Annotated in this window: 25 protein-coding genes; 3 read left to right on the top strand and 22 right to left on the bottom strand. The window is 62.2% G+C overall.

Features of this window, described 5'->3' with window-relative positions:
- The first annotated feature begins 190 nt into the window (after positions 1-190).
- On the top strand, positions 191-1,222 hold the full coding sequence (locus IB279_RS03500; RefSeq protein ID WP_113189591.1) for a substrate-binding domain-containing protein: 1,032 nt from the start codon (positions 191-193) through the stop codon (positions 1,220-1,222).
- A gap of 48 nt (positions 1,223-1,270) precedes the next feature.
- Here IB279_RS03500 and folD read toward each other — a convergent pair whose 3' ends face one another.
- Both folD and IB279_RS03490 read right to left on the bottom strand, forming a co-directional pair.
- Positions 1,271-2,170, bottom strand: coding sequence for a bifunctional methylenetetrahydrofolate dehydrogenase/methenyltetrahydrofolate cyclohydrolase FolD (folD, locus tag IB279_RS03495; RefSeq protein ID WP_034800773.1), 900 nt, complete (start codon positions 2,168-2,170; stop codon positions 1,271-1,273).
- 251 nt (positions 2,171-2,421) lie between these two features.
- Positions 2,422-4,437 (bottom strand): GumC family protein, encoded by a 2,016-nt coding sequence (locus IB279_RS03490; RefSeq protein ID WP_113189592.1) that lies wholly within the window; start codon positions 4,435-4,437, stop codon positions 2,422-2,424.
- Between the two features lie 260 nt (positions 4,438-4,697).
- Here IB279_RS03490 and IB279_RS03485 point away from each other — a divergent pair, with 260 nt between their 5' ends.
- A complete protein-coding gene (locus tag IB279_RS03485; protein WP_113189594.1) occupies positions 4,698-5,972 on the top strand; it encodes a lipopolysaccharide biosynthesis protein in 1,275 nt (424 codons plus the stop codon).
- A gap of 15 nt (positions 5,973-5,987) precedes the next feature.
- On the opposite strand, the gene IB279_RS03480 is transcribed toward IB279_RS03485, so the two are convergent.
- From IB279_RS03480 to IB279_RS03470, 3 genes are read right to left on the bottom strand one after another with little or no spacing between them, the layout of a single operon-like run.
- Positions 5,988-6,866, bottom strand: a complete 879-nt coding sequence (locus tag IB279_RS03480) for a DUF6492 family protein (RefSeq protein ID WP_060584341.1) — start codon at positions 6,864-6,866, stop codon at positions 5,988-5,990.
- Positions 6,867-6,877: 11 nt separating this feature from the next.
- Entirely contained in the window at positions 6,878-7,693 is an 816-nt protein-coding gene (locus IB279_RS03475) for a WecB/TagA/CpsF family glycosyltransferase (RefSeq protein ID WP_309142269.1), read from the bottom strand.
- Positions 7,690-8,937 carry a glycosyltransferase family 4 protein gene (locus IB279_RS03470; protein WP_246801850.1) on the bottom strand — a complete coding sequence of 416 codons (1,248 nt, stop codon included), beginning with the start codon at positions 8,935-8,937 and terminating at the stop codon, positions 7,690-7,692. The genes IB279_RS03475 and IB279_RS03470 overlap by 4 nt, the downstream gene beginning before the upstream one ends.
- Before the next feature lie 140 nt (positions 8,938-9,077).
- Here IB279_RS03470 and IB279_RS03465 point away from each other — a divergent pair, with 140 nt between their 5' ends.
- Complete coding sequence (locus IB279_RS03465; RefSeq protein ID WP_060602191.1) at positions 9,078-10,067, top strand: glycosyltransferase family 2 protein; 990 nt, start codon at positions 9,078-9,080, stop codon at positions 10,065-10,067.
- A gap of 67 nt (positions 10,068-10,134) precedes the next feature.
- On the opposite strand, the gene IB279_RS03460 is transcribed toward IB279_RS03465, so the two are convergent.
- From IB279_RS03460 to motC, 17 genes are all read right to left on the bottom strand, one after another.
- Positions 10,135-10,701: a hypothetical protein gene (locus IB279_RS03460; RefSeq protein WP_034800764.1), complete on the bottom strand. Its 567-nt coding sequence runs from the start codon at positions 10,699-10,701 to the stop codon at positions 10,135-10,137.
- Positions 10,701-11,069, bottom strand: a complete 369-nt coding sequence (locus IB279_RS03455) for a hypothetical protein (RefSeq protein ID WP_034800762.1) — start codon at positions 11,067-11,069, stop codon at positions 10,701-10,703. The genes IB279_RS03460 and IB279_RS03455 overlap by 1 nt, the downstream gene beginning before the upstream one ends.
- A 125-nt stretch (positions 11,070-11,194) precedes the next feature.
- A complete protein-coding gene (locus tag IB279_RS03450) occupies positions 11,195-11,749 on the bottom strand; it encodes a rod-binding protein (protein WP_034800760.1) in 555 nt (184 codons plus the stop codon).
- An 80-nt stretch (positions 11,750-11,829) separates the two neighbouring features.
- Positions 11,830-12,243, bottom strand: a complete 414-nt coding sequence (locus IB279_RS03445; protein WP_060516519.1) for a hypothetical protein — start codon at positions 12,241-12,243, stop codon at positions 11,830-11,832.
- A gap of 4 nt (positions 12,244-12,247) precedes the next feature.
- A complete protein-coding gene (fliR, locus tag IB279_RS03440) occupies positions 12,248-13,000 on the bottom strand; it encodes a flagellar biosynthetic protein FliR (protein WP_113189596.1) in 753 nt (250 codons plus the stop codon).
- A complete protein-coding gene (gene flhA / locus IB279_RS03435; RefSeq protein WP_034800753.1) occupies positions 12,997-15,084 on the bottom strand; it encodes a flagellar biosynthesis protein FlhA in 2,088 nt (695 codons plus the stop codon). The genes fliR and flhA overlap by 4 nt, the downstream gene beginning before the upstream one ends.
- Before the next feature lie 132 nt (positions 15,085-15,216).
- Entirely contained in the window at positions 15,217-15,483 is a 267-nt protein-coding gene (gene fliQ, locus IB279_RS03430) for a flagellar biosynthesis protein FliQ (RefSeq protein WP_034800750.1), read from the bottom strand.
- Positions 15,484-15,490: 7 nt separating this feature from the next.
- A complete protein-coding gene (flgD, locus tag IB279_RS03425; protein WP_034800748.1) occupies positions 15,491-15,901 on the bottom strand; it encodes a flagellar hook assembly protein FlgD in 411 nt (136 codons plus the stop codon).
- Entirely contained in the window at positions 15,892-16,341 is a 450-nt protein-coding gene (gene flbT, locus IB279_RS03420; RefSeq protein ID WP_034800746.1) for a flagellar biosynthesis repressor FlbT, read from the bottom strand. Before flbT ends, flgD begins: the two co-directional genes overlap by 10 nt.
- Positions 16,338-16,685, bottom strand: coding sequence for a flagellar biosynthesis regulator FlaF (gene flaF, locus IB279_RS03415; protein WP_034800744.1), 348 nt, complete (start codon positions 16,683-16,685; stop codon positions 16,338-16,340). Before flaF ends, flbT begins: the two co-directional genes overlap by 4 nt.
- A 34-nt stretch (positions 16,686-16,719) precedes the next feature.
- On the bottom strand, positions 16,720-17,766 hold the full coding sequence (locus IB279_RS03410) for a flagellar hook-associated family protein (RefSeq protein WP_090294962.1): 1,047 nt from the start codon (positions 17,764-17,766) through the stop codon (positions 16,720-16,722).
- 2 nt (positions 17,767-17,768) lie between these two features.
- Positions 17,769-19,226: a flagellar hook-associated protein FlgK gene (gene flgK / locus IB279_RS03405; protein WP_060516524.1), complete on the bottom strand. Its 1,458-nt coding sequence runs from the start codon at positions 19,224-19,226 to the stop codon at positions 17,769-17,771.
- A gap of 23 nt (positions 19,227-19,249) precedes the next feature.
- Positions 19,250-20,461, bottom strand: coding sequence for a flagellar hook protein FlgE (locus IB279_RS03400; protein WP_034800738.1), 1,212 nt, complete (start codon positions 20,459-20,461; stop codon positions 19,250-19,252).
- 91 nt (positions 20,462-20,552) lie between these two features.
- The gene (gene rem / locus IB279_RS03395) at positions 20,553-21,224 is read right to left on the bottom strand and encodes a transcriptional activator Rem (RefSeq protein ID WP_034800735.1); all 672 of its coding nucleotides are present in this window, start codon (positions 21,222-21,224) and stop codon (positions 20,553-20,555) included.
- Positions 21,225-21,493: 269 nt separating this feature from the next.
- Positions 21,494-22,051: a transglycosylase SLT domain-containing protein gene (locus tag IB279_RS03390; RefSeq protein WP_034800733.1), complete on the bottom strand. Its 558-nt coding sequence runs from the start codon at positions 22,049-22,051 to the stop codon at positions 21,494-21,496.
- The gene (locus IB279_RS03385) at positions 22,002-23,417 is read right to left on the bottom strand and encodes a flagellar hook-length control protein FliK (RefSeq protein ID WP_113189597.1); all 1,416 of its coding nucleotides are present in this window, start codon (positions 23,415-23,417) and stop codon (positions 22,002-22,004) included. The genes IB279_RS03390 and IB279_RS03385 overlap by 50 nt, the downstream gene beginning before the upstream one ends.
- Positions 23,414-24,715 carry a chemotaxis protein MotC gene (gene motC, locus IB279_RS03380; protein ID WP_034800729.1) on the bottom strand — a complete coding sequence of 434 codons (1,302 nt, stop codon included), beginning with the start codon at positions 24,713-24,715 and terminating at the stop codon, positions 23,414-23,416. The genes IB279_RS03385 and motC overlap by 4 nt, the downstream gene beginning before the upstream one ends.
- Between the last annotated feature and the right edge of the window lie 4 nt (positions 24,716-24,719).

The following is a 24,719-nucleotide window of genomic DNA, read 5'->3' as shown; positions in this document are numbered from 1 at the left end:
GGAGTCAAGAGCTTTCCCATCGCTGTTCTCCTTGCGACGTATTTGTGCCCTGCGGTAACGTTTTGCACCGCGCAATAGTTGAATTCCGCTTTGTTGCTCGAAAAACGGATGCTACACAAACCGGAGGGCGCTGGGGCCAAACACCAAAAATCATATGGGTATCCAAAGCGCTTTGAGAGGAATCCCGACCATGGCGGTCAATCTCAAGCAATTGGCGGAGCTGCTCGGGCTGTCACAGACGACGGTCAGCCGGGCGCTGAACGGCTATCCGGAAGTCAACGCCGAAACCCGTCAGCGCGTGCTGCAGGCCGTGCGTGAGACCGGCTACAGGCCGAACCGCGCAGCGCAGCGATTGGCCACCGGCAAGGCCTATTCGATCGGCATGGTCATGCCGATCGCGCCCGGCATCGATTCCGACGTACATTTCGGCGAGTTTCTGGCAGGGCTGGCGGAAGAGGCGGTCAAGCACGACTTCCACTTCGTGCTCAATCCGAGCGCGCCGGAGGACGAGGAGGTGACCTTCCGGCGCCTGGCGGCCAGCGGCAATGTCGATGCGCTTTTCCTCGCCTATATGCGCGCCAACGACCCGCGCATCGCCATGTTGAAATCGCTCTCGATCCCCTTCGTCGTGCACGGCCGGTCGATTGGCGAAAGCCGCGACTATCCGTTCCTCGACATCGACAATACGAGTGCCTTCTACGACGCGACACGGCTGCTTATACAGCTCGGACACCAGCGGATTGCGCTGATCAACGGGCCGGAATATCTGGCTTTTTCCATTCGCCGGAAAAAAGGCATGCTGCGGGCGCTCGCCGAACACGGCCTTTCGCTCGACGAGGCGCTTGTCCAGCATTCGCTGATGACCGACGAGCACGGCTACCGCAGCATGCAGCCCTTCCTGCAGCACGCGCGGCCGCCGACGGCGGTGCTCTGTTCAAGTACGGTGCTGGCGCTTGGCGCTGTCAGGGCGATCAACCAGGCGGGCTTGAAAATCGGCGAAGACATTTCGCTGATCGCCCATGACGACGTCTTGCCGATGCTGAAGCCCGAAAATTTCAGCATCCCGCTGACAACGACACGCTCGTCGCTGCGGGCCGCCGGGGCGCGTATCGCCACACGGCTGATCGGCGGCATCCTGAAGCGCGGCGACTATCCGGAGCAGGAACTCTGGCGCGCCGAACTCATCGTGCGCGCCTCGACCGGACCTGCCCCGCAAAAATGAAAACGCGCCGCAATCGCGACGCGTCTCATCATCCCATATGAGCCAGGATCAGAAGCGCGGCGGCTTGCGGCCGGCCTTGCGATAGGCGGCAATCACGGTGTTGGCCATCAGCATGGCGATGGTCATCGGTCCGACGCCACCCGGCACCGGCGTGATCACGCCTGCAACCTCGGCGGCTTCCGCAAAGGCGACGTCGCCGACGAGTTTGGACTTGCCCTCCCCCTTCTCCGGCGCTGGTACGCGGTTGATACCGACGTCGATGACCGTCGCGCCCGGCTTCACCCAGTCGGCCTTCACCATTTCGGGGCGTCCGACGGCGGCAACGAGGATATCGGCGTTGCGGCAGACGGCGGCCAGATCCTTGGTGCGCGAATGGGCGGTCGTCACCGTCGCGTTGGCGGCAAGCAGCAGCGCTGACATCGGCTTGCCGAACAGGTTCGAGCGACCGATGACGACAGCGTTCAGACCGGAGAGATCGTCGCCATGGGTCTGGCGCACGAAGACCATGGCGCCGGCCGGCGTGCAGGAGACGAGACCGCCTTCGAGATCGCCGGTCGCAAGCTTGCCGGCATTGACGACGTGCAGGCCGTCGACGTCTTTTTCGGGCAGGATCGACTGAATGATCGGCTCGGAATTCAGATGTTTCGGCAGCGGAAGCTGCACGAGGATGCCGTGGATAGAGGGATCGGCGTTGAGTTTAGCCACGAGTGCAGCGAGCTCTTCCTGGGTCGTTGCCTCGGCCAAGGTGTGCTGGACCGACAGGAAACCGCACTCCTTGGCCATCTTGCTCTTGGAAGAAACATAAGCGTGGCTTGCCGGATCGTCGCCGACGATCACGACGGCGAGACCTGCGCGAACACCCGCATCCGTTTCGAGCGCACGGGTCGCGGCCTTCACGCTTTCGATCACCGAAGCGGCGACCTTCTTGCCATCAATCACAGTCGTCACGGCATGTTCCTCCTGGCTTCCTGTTCACGCGGCATACTCTAGTTCGCCTCAGAGAAGGCGATGGCCTCAACGCGCCCTATGCTGTCCCAAACGCATAAATGCAAGAGGCGACAACGAGGTTGGCTGCCGTTTCGAGTGCCCCGATGATATTTCCTCTCAAGACTGAGAGGTGCACGTGGTTTCGCCGAAAGCCGTGAGGTCTCAGCCTCACAAGACGTTCGCGAATGAAGCGTGCCTCTCCGCCCGTCGTATCAACGGCGCGCGAGCTTCTGGCGGGAATAGTGCTCGACGCGAGACCTCAGCGCGCGAAGGCCTTCCTGGACCTTGGCGATGTCGGCGTCATCCTCGTCTACGGTCTGCGGCACAGGCTGAGCCGTGACAGGACCCGCCGTTGCGCTCCGGCGAGCAACGGCATAGGCAGCGTTCAGCGATTGCGCATGGTGCGCAGCCGGGCTGAACTGCGGCGGCAGCTCGAGCTTGGCCGAAGCCGGATCAGGCTGCGGCTGCTGGCGCCGTGTGGGCTCGGGGCCGCCATCGGGTTCCGGCGGCTCGGGCGCCTCATCGTCCTCGACCTTCCGGGTTGCGGGAAACAATCCGTTCAAGCTGCGATAGATGCCGAGCAGCACGCCGAGGCCGAGGCCGGCAAAGAAGCCCGCCATGGTGGCGGCGATCACGATGATCTTGCGGGAGGGCCCTTTTGCCTGCAGCGCCGGCTCGGCCTTGGAGATCACCCGGATGTTCTTCGCGGTCAGCTTTTCCTCTTCGCGCGTCTCGCCGGCGCGCTTCAGGAAGGATTCGTAGATCTCGCGGGTCGCCGCCGCTTTTCGCTGCAGCTCGCGCAACTCGACGAATTCGGCGGAGGAATCGATCTGGCGCGCCTTCTGGACGGCAAGCTGCTGCACGAGGTCCTGTTCCGTTCGCTGGGCGCGGTCAAGCTCGGTCCCCGCCGCAGCCGCGATGCGGCGCAACTCGTTGGCGATCTCCGAGCGCGACGACTCGAGTGCCTGCTGAACGGCGATGCGTTGCGGATGGCGGGGCCCGAGGCTCGCATCAAGGGCGCTCAGTTGCGCCCTGGTCGCCGCGTATTGCTTGCGCAGTTCGGAGAGCGCCAGCGAACTGATTTCCTCGGGGTAGGCGCCCGTCAGAACATCGGTGAGCTGCACCTTGCCGGACGCCTCGGCCTTGGCTTTCGCCTCGGCGATGCGATTGCGGGCCGCAGCGACCTGATCACTGAGGCTGAGGAGCTGCTTGTCGGCGATCAATTCGCCGCCGGCGCCGACAATGTCGTTACTCGCCTTGTAATCCTCGACGGCCTTTTCGGCCGCGTCCAGTTCAGCCTTCAGTTCCTTGATACGCGCGTCGAGCGCAACCGTCGTCTTCTGGAAGAAGCCGGATTGCGCGGCGGTCTCCTCGCCGAGGAACGTGTCCACCAATCGGTTGGCAATCAGTGCCGACTTCTCGGGATCCCTGGTCTTCGCCTCAATGGTGACGATGAAGGTTTTCGGATCGCGCCAGACCTGAATTGCCTCGCCCAAGGTCTTCAGGACGCGCGCGGACGCGTCGCCACCGGCTCCCTTGCCGGCGAATTCCGGGTCCTTTTCCAGATCGAGACTGGCCGCGACCTTTTCCATAACCGTTCGCGAGCGCAACACTTCGAGCTGGCTGTCGACAATGGCGAGAATGCCTTCGGTTGCGAGCGATTGTTTCGACAGGTCGGAATCCGTCAGCCGCACTTCGCGCGGATCGACGTAGAGCTTGCTTTCGGAAACGAAGACGCTGGGCGTCGACAACGCCAGCAGGACGCCACCGACGGCGCCGAGCGCCGTGGTCGCGAGAATGATCTTGCGGAGCTGCCAGACCGCGCGCACCACGGTCTTGATATCCACGAGCGGGCGGTCACCTGCGGCTCGCCCGTCGGCTGTCACTCCCGGCGCAGCCCCCTCAGGCGGACTATCGGCAAGCCAGCGCGCAAACTTGCCACGCATGCCGCCGAGGCCGGGTTGGTTACGGGCGGCGGGTGCCTTGGCTGTCGGCCGCACCGTTTCGCCGCGCGGGGGCTGACCTTTCGAACGGTTTTCGCGCCGGGCCGCTGATTGATTGGCTGATCCACCGGAACCGGACAGACGACCGAGCAAGGACGAGCCTGCACCCTGCGGGTCGGCGGTGCGCCTGTCTCGCGCACGCGCGGGATCGCGCGCGTCCTCTGCTGCAAAATCGAGCAACGATGCACGCGGAACCGGGCGTTTCTCGTCGTCGATGTTGAACATGACTGATCCCGCGGCTGCCGAAACGGCGAATTCCGAATAGTGAAGCCAACCTAAGGAAACATGGAAAACAAATCGTTAATTTCGGCGGGAAGTGACGGCGCGAACGGCGTGATCTCACGCCTTATTAAGCTTTCCCGCCTATGACGGAGAGACGAGCGCAATTCCAGGCGAACGCTTTGCGCGCCCTGCCCTTGGAACTGTGAGATATCAAGGAGATAGAGCGTTTCCATCGGCATCGAGCGGGAAACGCGCTACTGGAAATGTCGGCCGTGCCCCATCGCATCAAAGCGCTTTATCTCCGCCACCGGGCGCTCATCCACGCTTACCTCTCGATGACCGGAGGTTCGGCGGGCCGGCTCGTGCTGTCACTCGTCTATTTCATCGCCGTTGCCAACACGCTCGCCATCGCCGACTTCGGGTTGTTCGCGACCGCGTCTGCCGCCGGCATCATGATATCGCGTGTGCTTGCCTTCGGCTTCATGTCGCCGCTCTATCGGGTCGCGACCGTAAAGCCGCTGCTTGTCGGCACCTATAGCGCCGGCTTCCTGGTCGGCGCCGTGCTGTCGCTGCCGTTGATCGCAATCATCTGCGCGATCACCTTCCTCGCCCTCTTTTCCCGCGACATGGCGGCCGGCACTTTTGCTGCCTTCATGCTGGCCGAGATCCTCTGCTGGCGCGGACTGGAGACCGCCGTCATCGTGCTGAACGGTCTGGGTCGCTTCGGGCGCGGCGCCCTCCTCGTGGTGATCGGAACGGCGATCCGCACCGCCGCTGCCCTGCTCCTTGCGTTGCTCCCCTGGAAAACGCTCGAAGCCTGGTCCTACCTCTATCTGCTTGCAAATGCGCTCGGCCTTCTGGTGGCCCTTCTCTGGTTCTACCCGCGTGTCCGGCTGCGCTGGCAGCCACGGCTTTACTTCCGGCGCTGGGCGGATTCGGTGTCGGTCGCCGGCGCCGAGGTGCTGTTCTACATCCAATCGGAGTTCGACAAGATTGCGGTACTCGCCATTGGCGGGCCGGCGGTGTCCGGCCTCTATGCCATCCTGATGCGGCTGGCGGACCTGACGGCGCTGCCGGTGCGGTCGTTCAACACCTTGCTCGTCCAGCGCATCATGCGAACGCCCGAGGCGATTGCCCTCTGGCGTGTCCGGCTCTCGATCGAACTCCTGGTGGCGCTTGCGTCCTTTGCCGCCATCGCGGCCATGGCATTCTATCTGTGGGTCTTCCCCGATGGCCTCGGGCGTAACGTGTCGGCAGCCGCGCCGATTGTCGCGATGATCGTGCTCGTGCCCTCGTTCCGCAACCTGATCGAGTACCACTCCGAACTGCTCTACGCGACCGGCCGCACTGTGCGGCGCATGCTGAACCTGTTGATTGCCGGCGTCGTCAAGGTGGGGCTGCTGGTTCTGTTGCTGCAGACGACGACCGATGTCGCGACCTGGGCGCCGGCGCTCAACGGGATCTTCCTGGTCCTCTACGCGCTCTCGTTCGGACTGACCTATTCGGCGCTCAGAAAGCCGACTGATCGGGTCATCTGAAGCAAGACAGATGCCTCAGGCCGCGAGTTCGAACACCGCCCGGCGAATATCGTCGAGATCGTGGCCGACGAAGGACTGCACACCGATGCCGACCTGATGCGGCGCCATGTCCTTCAAGAACGCCCTGAGACCGGAGAGATCCTGCCGGTAGCTGTCTTCGAACCAGAGCACATGACAGAGCGCGGCATCAGAGGGAACATGACCTTCCCCGCCCAGCACCTCGTCGACGAAGCGCCCGTAGATCGTGCATTCGGAGAAGGCGCGGGTGCGGGTCATCGCCCTCACCCAGTTCCGACCGTGCAGCGTCTCGATGTGCTCGAGCAGCTTGCGGCTGGTATCGGTGCGCCACGCGATCAGCGTGTTGATATAGTCGTTGGCCGGCAACGTGTAGGGGCCGATCCCGAGAAGCCTGTCGGAATGGGCGAGCCATTCGAGATGGTTGGAGCGCATTTGCGCATTAATCGCCCCGTCCTTGCGGTAGAGCGTCAACCGCTCTCCCTGCCAGAGGCTGGCGGGATCGAAGGCGCGCAGGAAGACGACATCGGAATCGACGGCAAACATCGCCGCCTCGTCGATGTGGCGCGCGAGCACCAGGCGGCGAAGCTGTTGGGCATGCCAGCCACGCAGCGGCAGGCCAAAGGGACTGAGCCACAGCTTCCGGCGGCCGCCCGAAAGCGGGTCGGTGACGGGATGCAGCCACCAGGGCAGGAGATCGCGTTCGCTGATAACCTGGCGTCTGGAGCCCTCCAGTTGCCGGAAGAGCTTAACGTCGAAATCGGCAACCAGCAGATAGTGCTTCCAATCGCCCTGAAGCTTGCGGTCCATGCTTTCGCACATCAGCCGGCAGCGCTCGAAGTCATTGGCGTAGGACGCTGTGACAATGGCTGTGCGCATGGTCTGACCGTTCACGATGTTCCCGTCCGAAGGCTGGTGTCGGCGACGTTTTCCCGCGCCCGTCCCGACAGCTTGTGCCAGAGGACGTAAAACAGGAAAAGCGGGTTTCCGAGGACATAGCGACGCCACATGCGCCGCGGCTCGACCGCCAGGCGAAAGAACCATTCCAGCCGCATCCGGCGCAGGAACTTCGGCGCCCGCGGAAACGCCTCGGCGACGAAATCGAAGAGCGCGCCGACGGTAATGACCAGCCGGGCATCCTGCGGCCCCACATGGGCATCGACCCATTTCTCCTGACCGGGGCTTCCCATCGCCACCAGCAGGATATCAGCATTCAGCGCCCGGACATCGGCAAGCACTTGCTCGGAGTGGTCACGATCGAAGAACCCGTCGGAAACGGGGAGGAACTCGTGCCATGGCACGTGCCTGCGAAAATTCTCGGCCGCGCGCGCAAGCACCTTCGCACGGGCGCCGATCATCGCAACGCGCAGCGGTCGGTCGACGAAGGTCAGCAGCGCCGGCACGAAGTCCGTGCCGTTGAGATTGGCCGGGAACATGCTGCCGTAAAAGAGATAGGAAGCGATATCGACGCCGTGACCGTCGGGAAAGACGACCTGGCGACCGAGAACCTCGCGGTACTCGCCGTCGCGCATCATCAGGTTGGCATTGTTGGCGTTGAGGAAGGCGAGCGTTGTTTGCCCGCCCGGGCGCGACAGCGCGTCGGCTGCAAAGGCAAAGGCACTCCCCCAATCGAAATCGACCACCGGCATGCCCAGGATGAGCCGCCCGGACAGGGCGGCGTTCGCGCCGGTGGTCGTCTTGGTCACGACCGCCCCCCGTCATGGACCTTCAGCTCGGGCGGAACCGAGGGTGTCTCGGCCGAGGCACTCGGAGCGAGGCCGGCCAGCACATTGCGCATGACCCGCATCAGCTTCGCCTTCTGGGCGCGATGGAAGACCGAACCGTCAAGGCGTTGGCGGTCGCCGCCGCGCGCGCGGGTGACCTTGTCGACCAACAGGCGCGCGAACTCGGCCGGATCTTCGGCCGCGGCGCAATTCTCAGGAAGCGCCTCGATGCCGCGCAACGACGCCTGCGTCGCCACGGATGGCATGCCAAGCTCGAAGGTCTCGATGCTCTTCAGCTGGACGCCCGTACCGCCCCGGCTGACGAGCGGTATGACCGCACTTTCCGTGACGAAGGCGCGTGCATCAGGAACCCGTCCGACGAAGCGAACACCGGGATGGGAAACCGCCGGTATGCCGTCCATCTGGCCGGCAATCGCGATCGAAAGATCCTGCGGCAGATGCGGTACGACCTCGGCGAGAAACCAGTCGAGCCCCAATCGGTTCGGCCGCCAGCTCCAGGTCCCGATCAAGCCGAGGTCCTGCTGGAGGTCGGCTGCTTCTGTCGGCACTACTGCCGCATCCCAACCGGTGACCAGCGGCAGCACGAAGGCCCGGTCGCTCACGGCGCGGCCGAAGCCGAAGCGATCGGCCTCCGCAAACGTCCAGACGGCCACCGCATTCTGCGCCAGTTGCTGCTCGTAGCGTTCGAGATACTGCGCCTCGCGCCGGAAAAGAAAGCGTTCGACCGTACCCTTGGCCCGCTCGGCATTCTCAAAGGCAGAATCCGCCTCGACATTGTGCGCGACATAGATCGACGGATGGGGGCGGAAAACCTGCTGGAAAGCGGCCGGCAGTTGCACCGAGTTGAGCACGAGACCGTCGAACGGAGCGAGGCTCTCAAGGATCGACTGAATCCGGCTCGACGACACCACCAGCATCTTGCCGGATGAGACGGTCGTGCGGTTGAGGAAGGCCGTCGCGAGCCAGCTCAACTTCTGCCACGTGCCAACCTTGGCATTGGTGACTTCCAGCTCGCCGAGAAGATGCATATCGCAATCGGGCGCGGGCACGCGTCCCGGCTGGAGAAAACCGATGACGCTGACGCGGTGACCGAGCGCGCGCAGACCGTCGAGCACAGCCCGGTTGGCAATGTCGAAACCGGACGCCGGATTGGCGACGGGAACGAGCGAAGAGACCAGGACCAGATGCATTTTGCCACGCGTCATGAATGGAACTGCGGCCTTCATTAGCAGCATGGGGTGAAGGAGCGCTTAAAGACCCCTTTCAAAATATGCCGCCAGGGTTCAGCATCTGTTTAGGAAGATTTGCTGTATTGCGACACAATTTTGCTTTTACAGGTTTCGCCATGACGACGACCGGCCAGGACATTTCCGTCTACTTCCGGACAGAGCTGGAAGACGCCGGCGACATCGAACTCGTCGTCGTGCTGCCGACGTTCCGTCGGCCGGACCATGTCGTCAAGACGCTGAAAACCATTGTTTCCCAAAGGCCTGACATCTCCTACGCCACGGTCGTCGTCGAAAACGATGCCGACGGGCTGGCCGGGGCTGCGGCGGCCAAAGACTTCTTCCTGGGACATCCTTCGGATTCTGTCGTGATCGTCGCGCATCAGCGCGGAAACTGCCACGCCTACAATGCCGGCTGGGCGACGGCGCTCCAAACCTACCCGAACCTCAAGGCGATCGCGATAATCGACGACGACGAAGTGGCGGCGCCCGAATGGCTCGATTGCCTCATCGCGGCACAGGAAACGACCGGTGCCGATATGGTCGGCGGCCCGCAGCTTCCGGTTTTCGAAGGCGATGGCGGGCAGAAGTGGAAACGCCATCCGGTCTTCACGCCCCACTATGACGCGACCGGGCCGGTGCCCATCCTTTATTCCTCCGGCAACGTGCTCGTTACGCGTGGAGTGCTGGACGCGATGCCGCAACCCTTCCTGGATCCCGCCTTCAACTTCATCGGCGGCGGCGATGCGGATTTCTACAGCCGCTGCAAGGCGAAAGGGTTTTCCTTTGCCTGGGCAACCGACGCCTGGGTTGCCGAGACCGTGCCCGCCCGCCGCACCAGCGCATCCTGGATCAGGGCGCGCAGCCTCAGGAACGGCGCGATCTCGACGATGCTCGAACATCGGCGTGACCCGAGCTTCAAAGGCCGGCTCAGGACCTTCGGCAAATCGCTGGCGCTGCTTGGCGCATCGGTGCCGCGCGGGCTGGAACTGTGGAACAAGAGCGGGCTGGCAGCGGCCGGACTATACCACTTCTATGTGGCGATCGGCCGGCTGATGGCGGAACTTGGCCTCGTCAACGAGCAGTACCGCACCCCGGAAAAGAACTGACGGATACCGCCTCGTCGAGGGCACGCGGCCGAGCGGAAACCCACCCGGGCGTCCCTTCCAACAATCATCAGTGCGCGCTGCTTGCCTTGACGGCGCCTTCAGGCAACTTGTCGCCGGCGACGTTGCCGTTCTTGTCGGTGATCGGGACCGGCTTTTGCCGCGGCACATTCTGGCTGTTGGCGACGCGCTTGACGTCTTCCTTGGTCAGATACTCGAGCTGCTCGACGAGCACCTCGGTAATCACCTCGTCGCCGAGCTTCTTGTTCAGGCCGTCCTTTACCGTCGTCTTGAAGGTGGGCAGGTCGAACGTACCGGTGTCGGCGATGTCGATGAATTTCGAACCGACGAGCAAATCGTAGAGCTCATCGGTAACCATCTGGCGCAGTGGCGCGCGAAGATTGTTGATCCCCTCCTTGGTGGCGGAGAAGGAAAGCTTGGTCAGGAAATAGCCCTGAACGGAACCATCCCGGATGACCGGAATGGTGATCATCTCACCGGGAACATATTGCTCCGATGCGCGCCGGGCAGCCTCGCCGTCCGGGACGGCGGGCGCGGAGGCACTTTGCATCGAGAAGTAGACGGATCCGAGCGTGACCGCGCAGACCCAGACCCCGGTGAAAACGAGCTTCAGCATCAGAAATCGCTATAGCGGAACTGCGCTTCGGAATAGATGCCGTCCGCATCGGCATCCTGGGCGGCGGTCTTCAGGAGGTCGACGACGGCGCGAACGGCTTCGAGATGGGCCTCGACCTTCTGCGAATTGACCGACAGCTTCTCGCGCAGGTGCAGAGCATGCGAGGAGAAAGCCGAAGAGTTTTCGCCCGGCAGCATGTCACGGTGCAGCATCGTCAGTTCGTAGAGGCAACGGCTCTTGTGCGCGTTCGATGTCTTGATATCGAATTCCGGGTCGATGCCGATCCGGCTGTTCTCGTTGTCGAGGATCATTTCCAGGCGGCCGAGCACGTTCTGGATCCGGACGTCATTGGATGCCATGGCTTCCATGAATCAACTCCCAATTGGATCACGATGATTTCTGGTCGGATCGACCGGATTCTCAAGCGCGATCTATTCCTATGAATTAGAGCGAAATGCGGATGGAAAACTGCAAGCAGTTCCCCCACCCCGCCCTAGGCTTGCTTGTTCTTGTCGTTGTCGGTCGTAAAGCCGGTCAGCGTCTTGCGCTCGTATTCCTGCACGAGGCTTGCGGCGAGGTTTCGGCTGTTACCGTCCAGCGATGCCTGAACCCGATCGGTGCCTTCGGCGCCCGCGAGCTGTTCGGCAATGCCGATGCCACCGCTCTTGGAGATCACGTCGCCGATCTGCTCGGCCATCATGCTCTTCCAGATATCACCCGCATTGCCCTTGCCGAAAACGTTCTCGCTTTCGGTCGGCAGCATCGACTTCACGAAGTTCTGCAGCACCATGGCCTCGAACTTGCGATAGGTCTCCGGAATCTTCTTCTGTTCGACGCGGTTGTTGAGGTCGCCGAGCCCGCTCGAACCTTCCGGCGACAGATTGAGAACGTTGACGGCAGCCGCAAAGCCGTTGCCGTTTTCCGCCAGACTCGTCGCCTTGAACGCGGCACGGTTGGCCTTCAACCGCGCCTGCGCTTCCTGCACTTCGGTGGGGTCGGCGGCGCGCACGACATCCATCACCAGATCGCTGGGCGGAGAGATGGCCATGACGAATCCTCTCAAAATCGAGCCTGGGCATTGGTCGGCCCGGATCCGCTCCGCCATCGGAGCAACCCGGGAATGACGTACTATCGCCCGTCAAGCTTACGGGAAGCTGGCGCGTTGCCCGTAACGTGTTGATCGATCAGGTCGTAGATGGAATTGTCGGCCTCTTCGCGGTCCTCGGACTGGCGGGCCTCCTTCATGTTTTCCTCGAGCCGGTCGGCTTTCGCGCGCTCTCTCAGCATGCGCGCCTCGTGCGTTTGCTGGATGCCGTGCAGCATCTGGTCCTTCTGCACAAGCCGTCCGATCTGCGAGGAATAGTGGCCGGAGAACATGCGGTGCATCGGATGAGCCGAGCCCATGGCATCGACGACGACATCGATCGTCTCAGCCAGGACCTCGCGCTGCCGCACCATCTCGACGAAATCCGCCTCCGCCATCTGCTCCAGATGGCGTTGGACGGCGACCAGGCGCTTGAGCTTCTGCGAGCGGGTCTTCATGCGGCTATCCTCCCTGCATGACGAGCGCGAAACCGTCGCCGAACAGGCGCAGCATCGCAGCGATACCGAGATAGAGCAGGAACAAGCCGCCCATGATCAGATAGGGCTGCGAGATGAAGTAGATCGGGATCTGTGGCGCCAGCTTGTTCACCATGCCGATCGCCACGTTGAAAAGCAGGCCATAGATGATGAAGGGGCTCGCGAGCCTCAACATGATCATGAAGATCTGCGCCAGCGAATCCGTGAGCGTGATCAGCACACCCTGCGGATCGAAGGGAGTGCCGATCGGCATGGCCCGATAGGATTGAACGATCGCCTCGATCATCACATGATGGAAATCCAGCATGAACAGCACCATCAGGCCGGCGAAGCTGATCAAGCTGGTCACCTGGTTTTCGGGCGTATCTTCGATCACATCCGACGATGGCGGCGAGGCAAAGCCCATCAACATGGTGATCGCCGTTCCGGTGAACTGCAGTCCAAGGACATAGTAGCGGGCGACAAGGCCCATGACCGCGCCGACCGCCGTCTCGGCGGCGATCAAATAGATGTAGCTGTGCCCCTTGCCGGTTACCTGCGGATAGATGTCCGTCCACATGACCGGCAGGACCGCCATGGAAACCGCGACTGCAATGAACAGCCGCACCTGGATCGGAACGCGCGCGCTGGAGAACCCGGGCATGATCATGATGCAGCCGCCGATCCGGCAGAAGGCCGCAAACAGCGCCAGCACCGTGCCCTCCGGGTCGGTGATCATGAAATGGAGCCGATGATCTTGATCTCAAGGCCCTTGGCAAGCTCGACATGCGAGAGCACGGGCAAGGTGGCAAAGAGGCGCTCGATGATCATGCGCACATAAGAACGGGATTCGGGCGAACTTACCAGCACGAAGGGCATGCCGCGATCGAGATGTTCACGGATAACTTTCGTCGCCTGCTCGCTGAACTCTTCGAGGTGACGCGGATCGATGTCGAACTCGACGACCTCGCCCTTGGCGTCGCGCTTCAGCGCCTGGTGGAAGACCATGTCCCACTTGTTGCCGAGCCTGAGCACGCGCAGGACGCCGTTGTCGGCGAGGTCGCCGCAAAGCTGCTGCGACATGCGCACGCGCACATGCTCGACGATCTGCTCAGTCTTGCGTACATGCGGCGCGAGTTCGGCGACCGCTTCAAGGATCAGATGCAGGTTGCGGATCGAGACACGCTCGGCAAGCAGCAATTTCAACACCGCCTGCAGGCCCGAATAGGACATGTGCGAGGTGCAGATTTCGTCGGCGAGCTTGCGGTACTCCGGATCGAGCCGCTCGATCAGCACCTTGACGTCCTTATAGGAAAGCAGGTGCGGCAGGTTGTTGCGGATCACTTCGCTCAAATGCGTCAACACCACCGAGACGTTATCGATCGGATGGAAGCCTTCGCGCTTGAGGTCCTCGGTAAAGGTTTCGAGGATCGAGACCGCCGGCATGCCGAAGGCGGGTTCGCGGATCTCGTCGCCCGGAACACTCGGCCGGCGACCGCCGCCGGTGACCACCAGGACTTCGCCGACGCGCACCGTGTTGGACGCGATCGTCGTGCCGTGGATGCGGATGTGGTAGGCCTTGTCCGGAATGCTGATGTCGTCCGAAACCTTGATCTCCGGAATGACGAGGCCGTACTGGCCAGCAAACTTGCGGCGCATCTTGCCCACGCGGAAGGCGAGTTCCTGGTGTGCGCCAAGCAGGCGGGTCGAGACCTGCTTGCCGAGAAGCAGCTCGATCTCAGCGGTCTTCAGCACCGACTTGACCGAATCCTGCTCGCCTTCCTTGGTCTGCTGGACCTTGGCCGCCTCTTCGGCGCGACGCGCGGCATTGGCAGCCTCGATCTGGCGCGGCACGAGCCAGCTCAGGAACGCCATGCCGCCGCCGAGCACGGCGAAGGGCAGGAACGGCAGGCCGGGAACGACCGCTAGGAGAATGATAAGACCGGAGGCGACCATGAGCGCCTTCGGATAGCCGCCGAGCTGCCCGACGACCGCCTGGTCGGTGGAGCCGGCCGTGCCGCCGCGCGACACCAGAAGGCCGGCGGCGAGCGAGACGATGAGCGCCGGGATCTGCGAGACGAGACCGTCGCCGACCGATAGCTTGACGAAAACGTCGGCCGCTTCGCCGATCGGCATGCCATGACGCAGGTAACCGATGATGATGCCGCCGAAGATGTTGATCGCGGTGATGATCAGGCCGGCGATCGCATCGCCGCGCACGAATTTGGACGCACCGTCCATGGCGCCGTAGAAGGAGCTTTCTTCCTCGAGTTCACGCCGGCGGCGCTGTGCTTCCTTCTCGTCGATCAGGCCCGCCGACAGGTCGGCGTCGATCGACATCTGCTTGCCGGGGATCGCATCGAGGGTGAAGCGCGCGCCGACTTCGGCGATACGCGTCGCACCCTTGGTGATGACGATGAAGTTCACGGTGATGAGGATCAGGAAGACGATCAGACCGATGACAAAATCGCCGGACATGACGAGGCTGGCAAAGCCGGAAATGACGCCGCCGGCAGCGCCGTGGCCCTCGTGGCCGTGCGAAAGGATGACTCGGGTGGTGGCGATGTTCAAGGCCAGGCGCACCATGGTCGAGATCAGCAGGATGGTCGGGAACGAGGAGAACTCGAGCGGACGCTGGATCCACAGCGAGACCATCAGGATCAGCACGGAAAAGGCGATCGAGAACGCGAGCCCCATGTCGATCAGGAAGGGCGGGATGGGCAGGAAGAGGATCGACAGGATCGCGACGATCCCGAGCGCGAAGCCGACGTCCCGGCCCTTCGGTGCTACTTTCGGGATGATCAGCGCTGCTTGCTGTGCCATGTCTCTTCCGTCTCATCATGAGATCAAGGCAGCATTCACACGCGCTGCCCCACTATAGAGACGGAGATAGCGACCCAAGCTTGCGCGAGGGTTTCATGCCGCTGCATGCGAACAAGCTTTAAAGCTGCGGCTTCAGAAACCGGATTGGATGCGCGAGAAGATGATGTCGGTGAAGATCGAAATCTGGGCGCCGATAAAGGGCGCGGACACGGCAACCGTGATCATGACGGCAAGGATCTTCGGGACGAAGGTCAGCGTCATTTCCTGGACCTGGGTCAGCGCCTGAATGAAGGCGATGACGACGCCGACAACCATGGCGGCGAGAACGGCGGGCCCTGAGGCCACGATCACGGTCCAGATCGCGGCCTGTACAATATCGAGGGCATCCGCCTCATTCATGGAGTTATCACTTCACCTTGACGCCCGGGCCGATAACAAGCTCCTTGCCGTTATCCAGCACCGCAATGATTCCGTCAGAGTATAGTTTCACTTCCTTAACCACGCCAGTGGTCTTGCCGTCTTCGCTGGTGACGGTGCGCCCGATGACGGCGTCCGCCTCGCTCAGCGACGTGCGCTGCAGCAGGCTTTCAAGGTTCTTGTTGGTCTTGATGGTCTGCTCCACCTGCGAGAAGGTCGCAAGCTGAGCAATCTGCTGCGTCGCATCCATCGGCTGCGTCGGATCCTGATTCTTCATCTGGGCGACGAGCAGCTTCAGGAAGCTCTCGTAGTTGAGCGATGCCTTTGCGGCGTCGCCGCCCGAATCCTGGGCCGAAACATTCGGGGTGTAGCCGTTGTTGCTGACGCCGCTTACCGCCATGGTGCGATCTCCTTGCGAATCTGCTCGACCGTTGCCGGCGTGATTTCCTGCGTGTTGAGAATGCGGTCTTCGATGGCATAGAGGCCGCGGATCGCCTTGAGCGCTTCGAAGGCGCGGCCGTTGGTCACCAGCCCGTCGACGCGCTTCAGCTCGGCGAGGATCTCTTCGTTCTTGAAGCAGTTGAGCAGCATGACGATCGACTTGCGGAACATCGCGGTCGATTGCTCGGCGCCTTCCGGATTGATGAGGATCATCTGCGCTATGAAATAGAGCTGCTTCAGCGGCGTCGTTGCGTCTTCTGGCTGCAGCACGTGGTTTTCGAGCAGGAACGTCACATCGTTCAGGAACTCGACCGCGACCTTCCGGTCCACGCGCAGCACCGCGCCGTTTACAAAAATCCGTTCGCCCGACTTCAGCGAGATACGCAGTGTGCTCTTCATTTCAGTCCATCCCTGATGATGGTGGTAATGTCAATTATGCCCTGGAAGTTGGAGGATTCGCGTTTGCGGATCTTTTCCGTCTCGTTGAGTATCCAGATGGCGATCGAAATCAGATTGGCGCGCAGCTCTTCGTTCAGCTGGTTCTCCGGTGCACGCAGATCCTCGATGAAACGGATCCACAGGCGCCGGGTGAAGTAGATGGCCTCGATGGCCTCTCTCGAATACCCTTTCTGCTGTTTCGCTGCTTCCATGAGCGCGATCGAGCGATCGAGTACCTGCCGTTCTCGATTCTTGGAGTCGGCGACGCCGTCCTCCATGATCTCGGCATAGGAAAATTGGTACATTCAGACATCCTTCATGTTTGTCCGGCTCCTCACACTAGAGGAAATTGAGCAAGCTCATCTGCTGTAGTCGCGACGTTAGTGTATAGGACGTTTCCAACTGCACCTTGAGCGTGTTGATCCGGGTCGATGTCTCGATCGGATCGATGCCTTCGAGGTCGGCGACATGCGTGTTGACCAGCTTGAGCTGCGCGTCGATCGAGGTGTTCGCCTTCTTCACCCGCGATTCCGAAATACCGAGCTGGCTGCGCTCCGCATTGAGGCCGGCGATGCCCTGCTCTGCATACTGCAACGCCTCGACACCGATCGCCGCCCGCACCTCGGGGGTCACGTTCTTGTCCATCAGCTCGGCCGTGATTACGCTTGCCAGGGCAAACATGCGGAAGCCGTTGGTATTGGCGTTGGTCGAGCTTTCGATGACTTCGCTGGCGCTGATCCGGCTCGTCATGTTCTGGCTGGATGCGTCCGACCAATTCGCATCCCAGCCCGTACCGGTGAACATCGGCTCGACCGTATTCTTGATGAAGTCCTGCATCTGGGTGACGGTGATCTGGTCGTCGGACGTGATGCTGTTGGCGGTCTTGAACGCCGTAAACGCAGCGTCGAAGGCAGTCTTTGCCGCCGACGTAGCGGTGTAGTCGGCGAGAGGCTTGGCGTCGGTATTGATGCCCGAAAACAGGAACTCGCCGTTGAAGGACGTGTTTGCGGCGGCAGTGAAGGTCTGCAGCGCGCCCAAGATCTCGGTCTTCTGGATCTTAAGCTGGCTCGCGGCATCGTTGCCCTTGTAGGTAACGAGCGTGTCGCGCACCTTTTCGGCCGCTTTCGCCATCGTTTCCAGCGCACCCTGCGAGCCGGAGAGGCGCTGGGTTACGACCGAGTTGGTGCTCTTCATCGAGTTCAGCCGGTCGATCTCGCGCTGAAGGTTGAGCGAGCGCGACGCCGTCGCACCAAGCGTCAAGCCGACGTCGTAGTGCCGACCCGTCGTCTGCTCCTGGGTCGCCTTCAGCAGATCCATCTGGTTCTGCTGAATCGTCATGCGCATGGCGGTCTGGATCGCCAGATTAGAAACGTAGGACGTCTTCATGATTACCTCACAGCTTCCATCAAGGCCGCCATCATGGCGTCCACGGTACTCACCAGCTTGGCCGATGCTTTGTAGGATTGTTCGAGATCGAGCAGCAGCGACAGTTCCTCGTCGATGCTGACCCCGGTCTGCTTGCTGAGCGCTTCCTGGGTGCGCGACAGCATAGCGCGCTTGTTGTCGTCGGCGGTCGATGCCGTCTTTCGGGTCTGCTCCAGCCAGCCGACCGACCCGGTCGCGAAGTTCAGCAGGCTGCTGGTTCCGTCGAGACCGGTCGACGGGTCGAACGTCATGTTCTCGCCCATCTTGTTGATGAAGCCGTCGAGAAGGCCCGTGTAGCCGGGGCTCGGATTTGCCGCACCGCCAGGGTTCGACACAACGCCGTTGAAGCCGCCGTCACGCAAAAGAAGCGGGTTGGCCTTGGCCAGAGCGTTGACAGTGATCTTCGATGCCAGTCCGGGAACGACGGTGCCGGCAGCCGGCACACCCGCGCTTCCCCAGGTAAAGAGGCCCGGCTGGTAGGGAACCGGCGGCACCCCGCTGGGGTTGCCTTCCTTGAAAAGCTCGACGAGACCACGGGCGATCTCGTCCAGCTGCGACTGGAACTTCGGCCCAATGTCGTCGCGCAACTGCACGAGGCTCGCAAGCTTGCCCTTGGCGGTCGTATCTGCGCCACTTCCGGGGGCGATCGGTACGCCGTCGACGAAGATCTTGTTGCCGGTGACGGTGGCGTCATAGGTCGTTGTCGGCGCGAACGTCACCTGGCGCGGAATGTTCTCGAAAAGCACCGTGCCGTCGGTGGTGAAGATCACCGTATCGTTGTTGCCGCGCGTAACGGTGGAGATGCCGACGATCTCCGAAATCTGCTTCAGGATCTTGTCGCGCTGGTCAAGCGCATCGTTCGCATCGCCACCGGATGCAGTCGCCGACTTGACCTCGTTGTTCACCCGCTCGAAGTCCGCAAGCAGGCTGTTCAGCTTGTCGACCTCAAGAGCGATTTCCTTGTCGGCATCTTCGCGCATGTTTTGCACGGTGGCAGAGGTCTTGTTCAGGGAATCGGCAAGGTCCTGGGCGCTGGTGACCGCAGCCGCCGCAATCGTCTTGTTGCCCGGGGTCGAGGCCAGCGTCTGCAGGCTGTTGCGAAACTCCGACAGCAGCTTAGACGGCGCAGTCTCGTAGTTGTTACCGCCGAGAGCCGATTTCAGGAGTTCCAGGCCATCGCGAAGCCGCGCCTGGCCGGAGGCTTCGCCGATGCTGGCGATGCTCTGCTTGAGCAGCGCCTCGTTCTGTGCCCGGTAGATGGATACGACCTGCGCGCCGTTGCCGGTGCTGCCCAAGAGGGCAAGGCGACGCGAATAATCCGCATTGCCCGCATTCGCGATGTTCTTCGACACGATCGCGGTCTGTTGCGCCGTGTTGCTGAAGGCCTGCTGTGCGATGGATATTGCGGAGGACAGCGACATGACGCGGACCGTATCTCTTTCAATTACCGTTTCAAGTTGACAAGCACGTCAAGCAGGTCCGAGGCGGTCTGGAACACCTTGGAGTTTGCCGTGTAGTTGCGCTGCGCCTCGATCATCGAGGTCAGCTCGTTGGCGATATCGACGTTGGAGTTTTCGAGTGCCTTGGACTGGATGTTGCCGAAAGCGCCAGAGCCCGCAAAACCGGTGACGATAACGCCTGAATCCGCCCCTTGCGAGTAGACGTTGCCGGACTGCGGCTGCAGCTTGTCCGGGCTCTGGACGGTCGCAAGGGCGATCCGGAACTTGGGGATGAGGTTGCCGTCGCCATACTTGACGTAAACGATGCCTTCCTTGTCGATCTCGAAGCCCGACATCTTGCTCGGCTTGCTGCCGTCGATGCCACCGCCGGTGCTGCTGAAGTCTCCACCGAGCTGCGTAGTCTTGGAGGTGTCGATCGTGATCGCACCAAGGTTGGCGCCGGTACCGGGCAGGTTGTTGATGGCCGTCGTCGTCAGCGTCGCGGGGACGGCGCCGATGCGCTTGCCGGCCGCGTCGAACGTCATGGTCTGGGTACCGACTGTAGTGCCCGATGTGCGATCGACGACGCTCAGGCCCCAGGCGTTCGGACCTGTCTTGGTGTAGGTGAAATCGAGGATGCGGGTGTTGCCCTGGCTGTCGTAAACAACCATCGAGGTCTTCGATTGATCGTTGACGGCCGCGCCCGACGGCAGGTTTGCTTCCATCGTACCCTTGGTCGAGCCAGCGGCGACCAGGCCCTCGTCCTTGAGCTGGACCGGTACCAGGCCGTCAAAACCGTTGACGACGACGGTCGGATCGACGCCGGCCTTGTACTCGTAGCCCATCAGCGTGAAGCCGGCGGTGTTGACGAGGTTGCCGTTCTTGTCCGGAACGAAGGAGCCGGCACGCGTCAGGAAGTTCTCACCGCCATTGCCCGAAACGATGAAGAAGCCGCCGCCGTTGATGGCAAGGTCGCTCGCCGACGTCGTATAGCTGGTGCCGCCTTGCTGGGAGATGCTGTAGCGCACCTGCGTTTCGACACCGCCGGAATTGTAGTTGCCGCCGCCCGAAGGCAGGATCATCGACGAGAACTCAGTGGAGGCGCGCTTGTAGCCGGTCGTGTTGGCGTTCGCGATGTTTTCGGCGACCGTGCCCAGACGGTTCGACTGGGCGTTCATACCGGACACACCCGTTCTCATGCTGCCATAGAGACTCATATCGGATCCTCATTTCCTTGTTACGGCGACACTAGGAAGCGGGCCTTGCGTGAACCTGTCTTGGTTCAGTGCCCGCCCATCGGCGTGGCGCTCAGTTCCAGTCGATGCAGTAGCCAAGGAAACGCTTCGAATCGATCGGGTCGAAACCGAGCTTCTTGCGCAGTTTCTTGCGCAGTTTGCTGATGTGGCTTTCGACGACGTTTTCCTCGACGTCCTCGTCGAAGATCCCGTAGATCGCGTTGAAGATCTGCGACTTGGAGACGCGACGGCCGCGGTTTGCGACCAAATACTCGAGAATGCGGCGCTCGCGGCGCGGCAGGGCGAAGACATCGCCGTTGATTTCCGGATCACGGCCGTCGGCAAAAACGCGGATCGGACCAATGTCGGTAAAGTTGGCGATCGCCTTCAAGCGCCGGCGGATCGCAGCGACGCGGGCAAGGATTTCGCGGGGGTGGATAGGCTTGCGCACAACGTCGTCGACGCCGCAATCAAAGAGTGCAAGCGTGTTTTCGAGGGACGGCGTGTCGCTCATCGCGATGACCGGTGCCATCGAGCGATCGCGGATGGCCCGCGGCAGCGTGAAGGTGGTGTCGCCCTGCCCGATCAGGAAGGCTTCCACGGCATCGATATCCGAATCGGCAGCCGCGTTTACCCACTCTCCAAACTCCCTGGGATCGAAACCCGTCGAGGGAATACCTTCACGTCCGAAGAGGGACGTATACCCGTCCTTCACCAGCTCTCTTTCATCAACCACTACGATCATTCGCCCGCCTCCGAATCAGTATGGCTCCGCACTGATTGAGAGGTACGAATCGAGGGATTCATGAACAACTAGAGGAAGTTACTGGGTGGAATTAATAATTGATTAACCATGTTTCGCCGATTTGATCTATATCTAGTAGCACCCGCCTCAAGGCGGCACTAAAATAATGTGGAAAAGTTAACGGACTACGACAAATCGCTTGCGGTCACATTGTCCGCGCATTGTCGCCACAATGCGGCAAATGGGATACTAATACAATTGATGGTTGCTTATTGGCAAAACTGCGTGGCGTTCGGCGTCCACTTGCCGTAGCCGGTCGCGACGAGATTCGCGATCACCCGGCAGACATATTTCTTCTGCGCCGGGTCGTTGTTCGGGCCTGCGTGATAGCGCGCAACGGCCATAGTCCAGGTCTCGTGCCTCGCATGGAGATTGGCCAGGAAGCGCGCGGCATATTCGACATTCTTGCGCGGGTCAAGCATCTCCTGCGGCGAGCTGAAATGCTCGCCATGGAAGTAATAGTTGATCTGCATGCAGCCGAGATCGATGAGCTTGGCACCCTGTGCCCGCGCGTTGCCGAACTGGGTCAGAACGTCCTGCTCGCTGCTACCGAAATAGGCCTTGCCTTCGATGTTCATCGCGTAGGGTTGAAGCGATCCCTTGCGGCCGGTTTCGGTCAGCCCGACCGAATAGAGGATCCCGGCCGGGATATCGTACTTCGCCGCTGCGCTGATGATCTCGCGCTCGCAGACGCCTGCGTCCGCGCTGGCAAAAGCGCTACATGTAGACGTGACCAGTACGAGAGCGCTCAGTGCCGGCAGCCGCATCGTCCGTCCCGCCATTGCCAACCCACCTTTCCGCCGCCGAAGACTGGCTGTCGTCCTGTCGCTGCTGTCGTCCCTGGCCGTTGCCATCGGCGCGTTCTCGGCCCTGCTGCCCGGCCTGGGCTTGGGCCTGCGCCTGCGACCCGCCGCCGGACGACGTGTCGCCGCCGGAGTTGAATACGATGTTCACCTGATCGACCGCAAAGCCCTGAGCGCGCAGCGCCTTGACCAAGTCGTTCTGGTCGTCGCGCAACTGCCGGAAGGCGTCGCCGTTCTCGACCTTCAGCTCGACCTGCAGTTCGTCATCCTTCAGGCGCAGCGTGGCCGTGACAAGGCCAAGCTCGATCGGGTGAAGCTGGATCTTCAGGGTGTTGAGCGTTTTGCCGGCCTGCGTCCACGCGCCCGGCTGACCGAGTGCAGCACTTGGCTGCAGGGAAGTGGTGGCCTCACCGGCGATGGCGTCTGCCACGGCGCTGGTGTTCGGGCTCATCGAGATGCCGAGATAACGCCGGGCCTCGAGCACGGTGACATTCTCGACCTTGGCGGAGCCTTGCGAGCGGGCAGCGTCGAACGCCGCATCACCGTCCTTCGAGAGACTCATGGAAACGGCCTGTCCCTTGCCGTCAGCCCGGGCGAAGCGGAAGAGCCGGTCGGGGTCGTTCTCGCCCGCCTGTGCCTCGGCTTTCGCGCCATGCTCGCTGCCACCGGCAACGGGCGCCGCGCCTTCAATCTGGCCATCCGCTGCCTGGCGCGCGGCCGCCGTCTGTCCCTGAGGCTGCGTCGCCTGGGCACCGCCCAGCAGCGTCAGCAGATCGTCCATCGCTGTAGCTGTCTGCTTGGCTTCAGCGCCCTCGCCGCCGGCGTTGACGTCGCCATCGACCGAGGCGCCATCTGCCGGCGCTTTGCCAATGCCTTTCGTCAAGGCGGCAATGCGCTTGGCGAGTTCTTCATCGACCTCCACTTGAGCCAGATCATCGGACACGGCAGCCGATTTGGCCGGATCGGTCTTGTCGACGGCACGTTTGCCGCCAACGCCGCGCTCGGCCGCCTGGAAATGGTCGCGCAGCGCGTGTTCGTCGAACTGGTCGTTGCGACCAAGGCTGATGCTGCGTGTCACGGCCCTGCCCGCGGCCTTGGCAATATTGTCCTTGTCGATCAAGGCTCCCGCCTCCGCGTCGCTGCCGGCAGCGGCGTCGTTGCCGCCTTTGCCTGAACCCGGCTGGTCGTTGTTTTTTTGCCGCCCGGCATTGGCCACGGCATCTTCAAACGCGCCGGCCGATGCACCACCAGCCTGCTCCTTGCCGCCCGCTCGTCCGCTTCCCGTGCCGACAGGTGTCGGGGGCATGCGCAGGGTGTCCTCAGCCCTCATTTGTCTTCTCCCTTCAGGAGAGCGTCGATCTCTTCGATCTTCGATCGTCCTTTCGCCACGAAGCCATCGTGCTTCGGGTCCGCCACCTCGTCTGCGCCGGATGCGGCCACGGTCTCCGGCGCAACCGCCGGGGTCTGCCCGCTACCAAAGGGGCTCATGCCGCTGCCAGTTTCCTCGCTTGCGGCCGACGCGTTCGCCTCAACCGGTCTATCGGGTTTAGACGCAAACGCTTGCGTGAGGCTTTCACCGACAGGTGGCCGGACGACGGCGTCCGCAACCGCCTTTGCAGCGTCGCGCAAGGCGCGGTCGCGCGGCGAAAGCTCCGCATCCGATATCGCCGCCAGGCTCGCCGTCGCGGCAAACACGTCATTGGAAGGCACCGAGGCCAATCCGGCATAGAAGCTGGCAAGCAGTTTCGGCTGCGGCGCGCCGTCTGCGCCGAGCGCCTCGGCGCGTTCAGACGCGAGCTTTGCGAGTTCTTGCTTGCCGGCGATCGCCGCGCGGCGGGCGACGCGAAGGAAGACTTCGCGCTGGCGCGGCGCGTCCATGAAACCCAGGATCTCCGAAATTCGCCCCTGCGCCCCGCCATCGAAATGGGCGACGGCGAGTTCGACGAAGACATCCGCGAACTGGCTGGCATAGGGGGAGGTCAGGTAGCGGCGGGCATAGGTCAGCGCATAGCGGAAGCCCTTGTCCGCGTCGCCCGCCTGAACCGCGAGGAAAACCGAGCGACGCAGGGCAGCCTCTTCGATGATCGTACCCGGGGCCGCGAGACGGGCCCAGTCGTAGTACTTCATCGCGCCCACAGGATCCTGCTGCGACGTCGCGTTGCCGAGGATGAGGTAGAGATAAGGGCCGATGCGGGCGCTGCGGTACTCAGGCGCGGCCTTGGACAGGCTCTCGACGATCAGGCCGCCCTTGCCATTCAGATATTGCGTCAGCGCCTCGGTGACGCGGGAATCGAAGTTCCCGGCCACATCGTGATCCGCAAGGTACTTCAGCGTCTCCGGATTGCCGCCGCTCATGGCATAGACCAGCGCCGCATCAACGTTGCGCGGATCACGGAAGACCGCCGCGTCGGCCGCACGCAGGCGCTTGTCGATGGCGCCCAGCATGAAGCGCTGCATTTCGATCGCCGAATGGTCGCCAAGGACGACCGAGTCCTGCACATATTGCAGCGACCGGATCATCTTGAAGGGTGCGAGCTCCTCGATATCGTTCGCCCTGGCACCCCCGGTTAAAACGGGGGTCGCCAGCACACAGCAGGCCATCAGAGCGGTTCGCAGGCGTCTCAGCATGGCG

The organism is Ensifer sp. ENS06, assembly GCF_014852205.1.
In the GTDB taxonomy this organism is placed as follows: Bacteria; Pseudomonadota; Alphaproteobacteria; order Rhizobiales; family Rhizobiaceae; genus Ensifer; species Ensifer adhaerens.
This window is presented reverse-complemented; position numbering and strand designations above follow the sequence as displayed.

What these genes read in the sequence shown, in the direction of transcription:
- flgK (WP_060516524.1), bottom strand. Translation starts at nt 19,226, where the DNA reads ATGTCGCTGTCCTCCGCAATATCCATCGCACAGCAGGCCTTCAGCAAC.
- IB279_RS03465 (WP_060602191.1), top strand. Translation starts at nt 9,078, where the DNA reads ATGACGACGACCGGCCAGGACATTTCCGTCTACTTCCGGACAGAGCTG.
- flaF (WP_034800744.1), bottom strand. Translation starts at nt 16,685, where the DNA reads ATGTACCAATTTTCCTATGCCGAGATCATGGAGGACGGCGTCGCCGAC.
- IB279_RS03450 (WP_034800760.1), bottom strand. Translation starts at nt 11,749, where the DNA reads ATGGCCATCTCTCCGCCCAGCGATCTGGTGATGGATGTCGTGCGCGCC.
- IB279_RS03485 (WP_113189594.1), top strand. Translation starts at nt 4,698, where the DNA reads ATGTCGGCCGTGCCCCATCGCATCAAAGCGCTTTATCTCCGCCACCGG.
- motC (WP_034800729.1), bottom strand. Translation starts at nt 24,715, where the DNA reads ATGCTGAGACGCCTGCGAACCGCTCTGATGGCCTGCTGTGTGCTGGCG.
- flhA (WP_034800753.1), bottom strand. Translation starts at nt 15,084, where the DNA reads ATGGCACAGCAAGCAGCGCTGATCATCCCGAAAGTAGCACCGAAGGGC.
- fliR (WP_113189596.1), bottom strand. Translation starts at nt 13,000, where the DNA reads ATGATCACCGACCCGGAGGGCACGGTGCTGGCGCTGTTTGCGGCCTTC.
- IB279_RS03385 (WP_113189597.1), bottom strand. Translation starts at nt 23,417, where the DNA reads ATGAGGGCTGAGGACACCCTGCGCATGCCCCCGACACCTGTCGGCACG.
- flgD (WP_034800748.1), bottom strand. Translation starts at nt 15,901, where the DNA reads ATGGCGGTAAGCGGCGTCAGCAACAACGGCTACACCCCGAATGTTTCG.
- rem (WP_034800735.1), bottom strand. Translation starts at nt 21,224, where the DNA reads ATGATCGTAGTGGTTGATGAAAGAGAGCTGGTGAAGGACGGGTATACG.
- IB279_RS03400 (WP_034800738.1), bottom strand. Translation starts at nt 20,461, where the DNA reads ATGAGTCTCTATGGCAGCATGAGAACGGGTGTGTCCGGTATGAACGCC.
- IB279_RS03500 (WP_113189591.1), top strand. Translation starts at nt 191, where the DNA reads ATGGCGGTCAATCTCAAGCAATTGGCGGAGCTGCTCGGGCTGTCACAG.
- fliQ (WP_034800750.1), bottom strand. Translation starts at nt 15,483, where the DNA reads ATGAATGAGGCGGATGCCCTCGATATTGTACAGGCCGCGATCTGGACC.
- IB279_RS03445 (WP_060516519.1), bottom strand. Translation starts at nt 12,243, where the DNA reads ATGAAGACCCGCTCGCAGAAGCTCAAGCGCCTGGTCGCCGTCCAACGC.
- IB279_RS03410 (WP_090294962.1), bottom strand. Translation starts at nt 17,766, where the DNA reads ATGAAGACGTCCTACGTTTCTAATCTGGCGATCCAGACCGCCATGCGC.
- IB279_RS03470 (WP_246801850.1), bottom strand. Translation starts at nt 8,937, where the DNA reads ATGACGCGTGGCAAAATGCATCTGGTCCTGGTCTCTTCGCTCGTTCCC.
- IB279_RS03460 (WP_034800764.1), bottom strand. Translation starts at nt 10,701, where the DNA reads ATGCTGAAGCTCGTTTTCACCGGGGTCTGGGTCTGCGCGGTCACGCTC.
- IB279_RS03490 (WP_113189592.1), bottom strand. Translation starts at nt 4,437, where the DNA reads ATGTTCAACATCGACGACGAGAAACGCCCGGTTCCGCGTGCATCGTTG.
- IB279_RS03480 (WP_060584341.1), bottom strand. Translation starts at nt 6,866, where the DNA reads ATGCGCACAGCCATTGTCACAGCGTCCTACGCCAATGACTTCGAGCGC.
- IB279_RS03390 (WP_034800733.1), bottom strand. Translation starts at nt 22,051, where the DNA reads ATGCGGCTGCCGGCACTGAGCGCTCTCGTACTGGTCACGTCTACATGT.
- flbT (WP_034800746.1), bottom strand. Translation starts at nt 16,341, where the DNA reads ATGAAGAGCACACTGCGTATCTCGCTGAAGTCGGGCGAACGGATTTTT.
- IB279_RS03455 (WP_034800762.1), bottom strand. Translation starts at nt 11,069, where the DNA reads ATGGAAGCCATGGCATCCAATGACGTCCGGATCCAGAACGTGCTCGGC.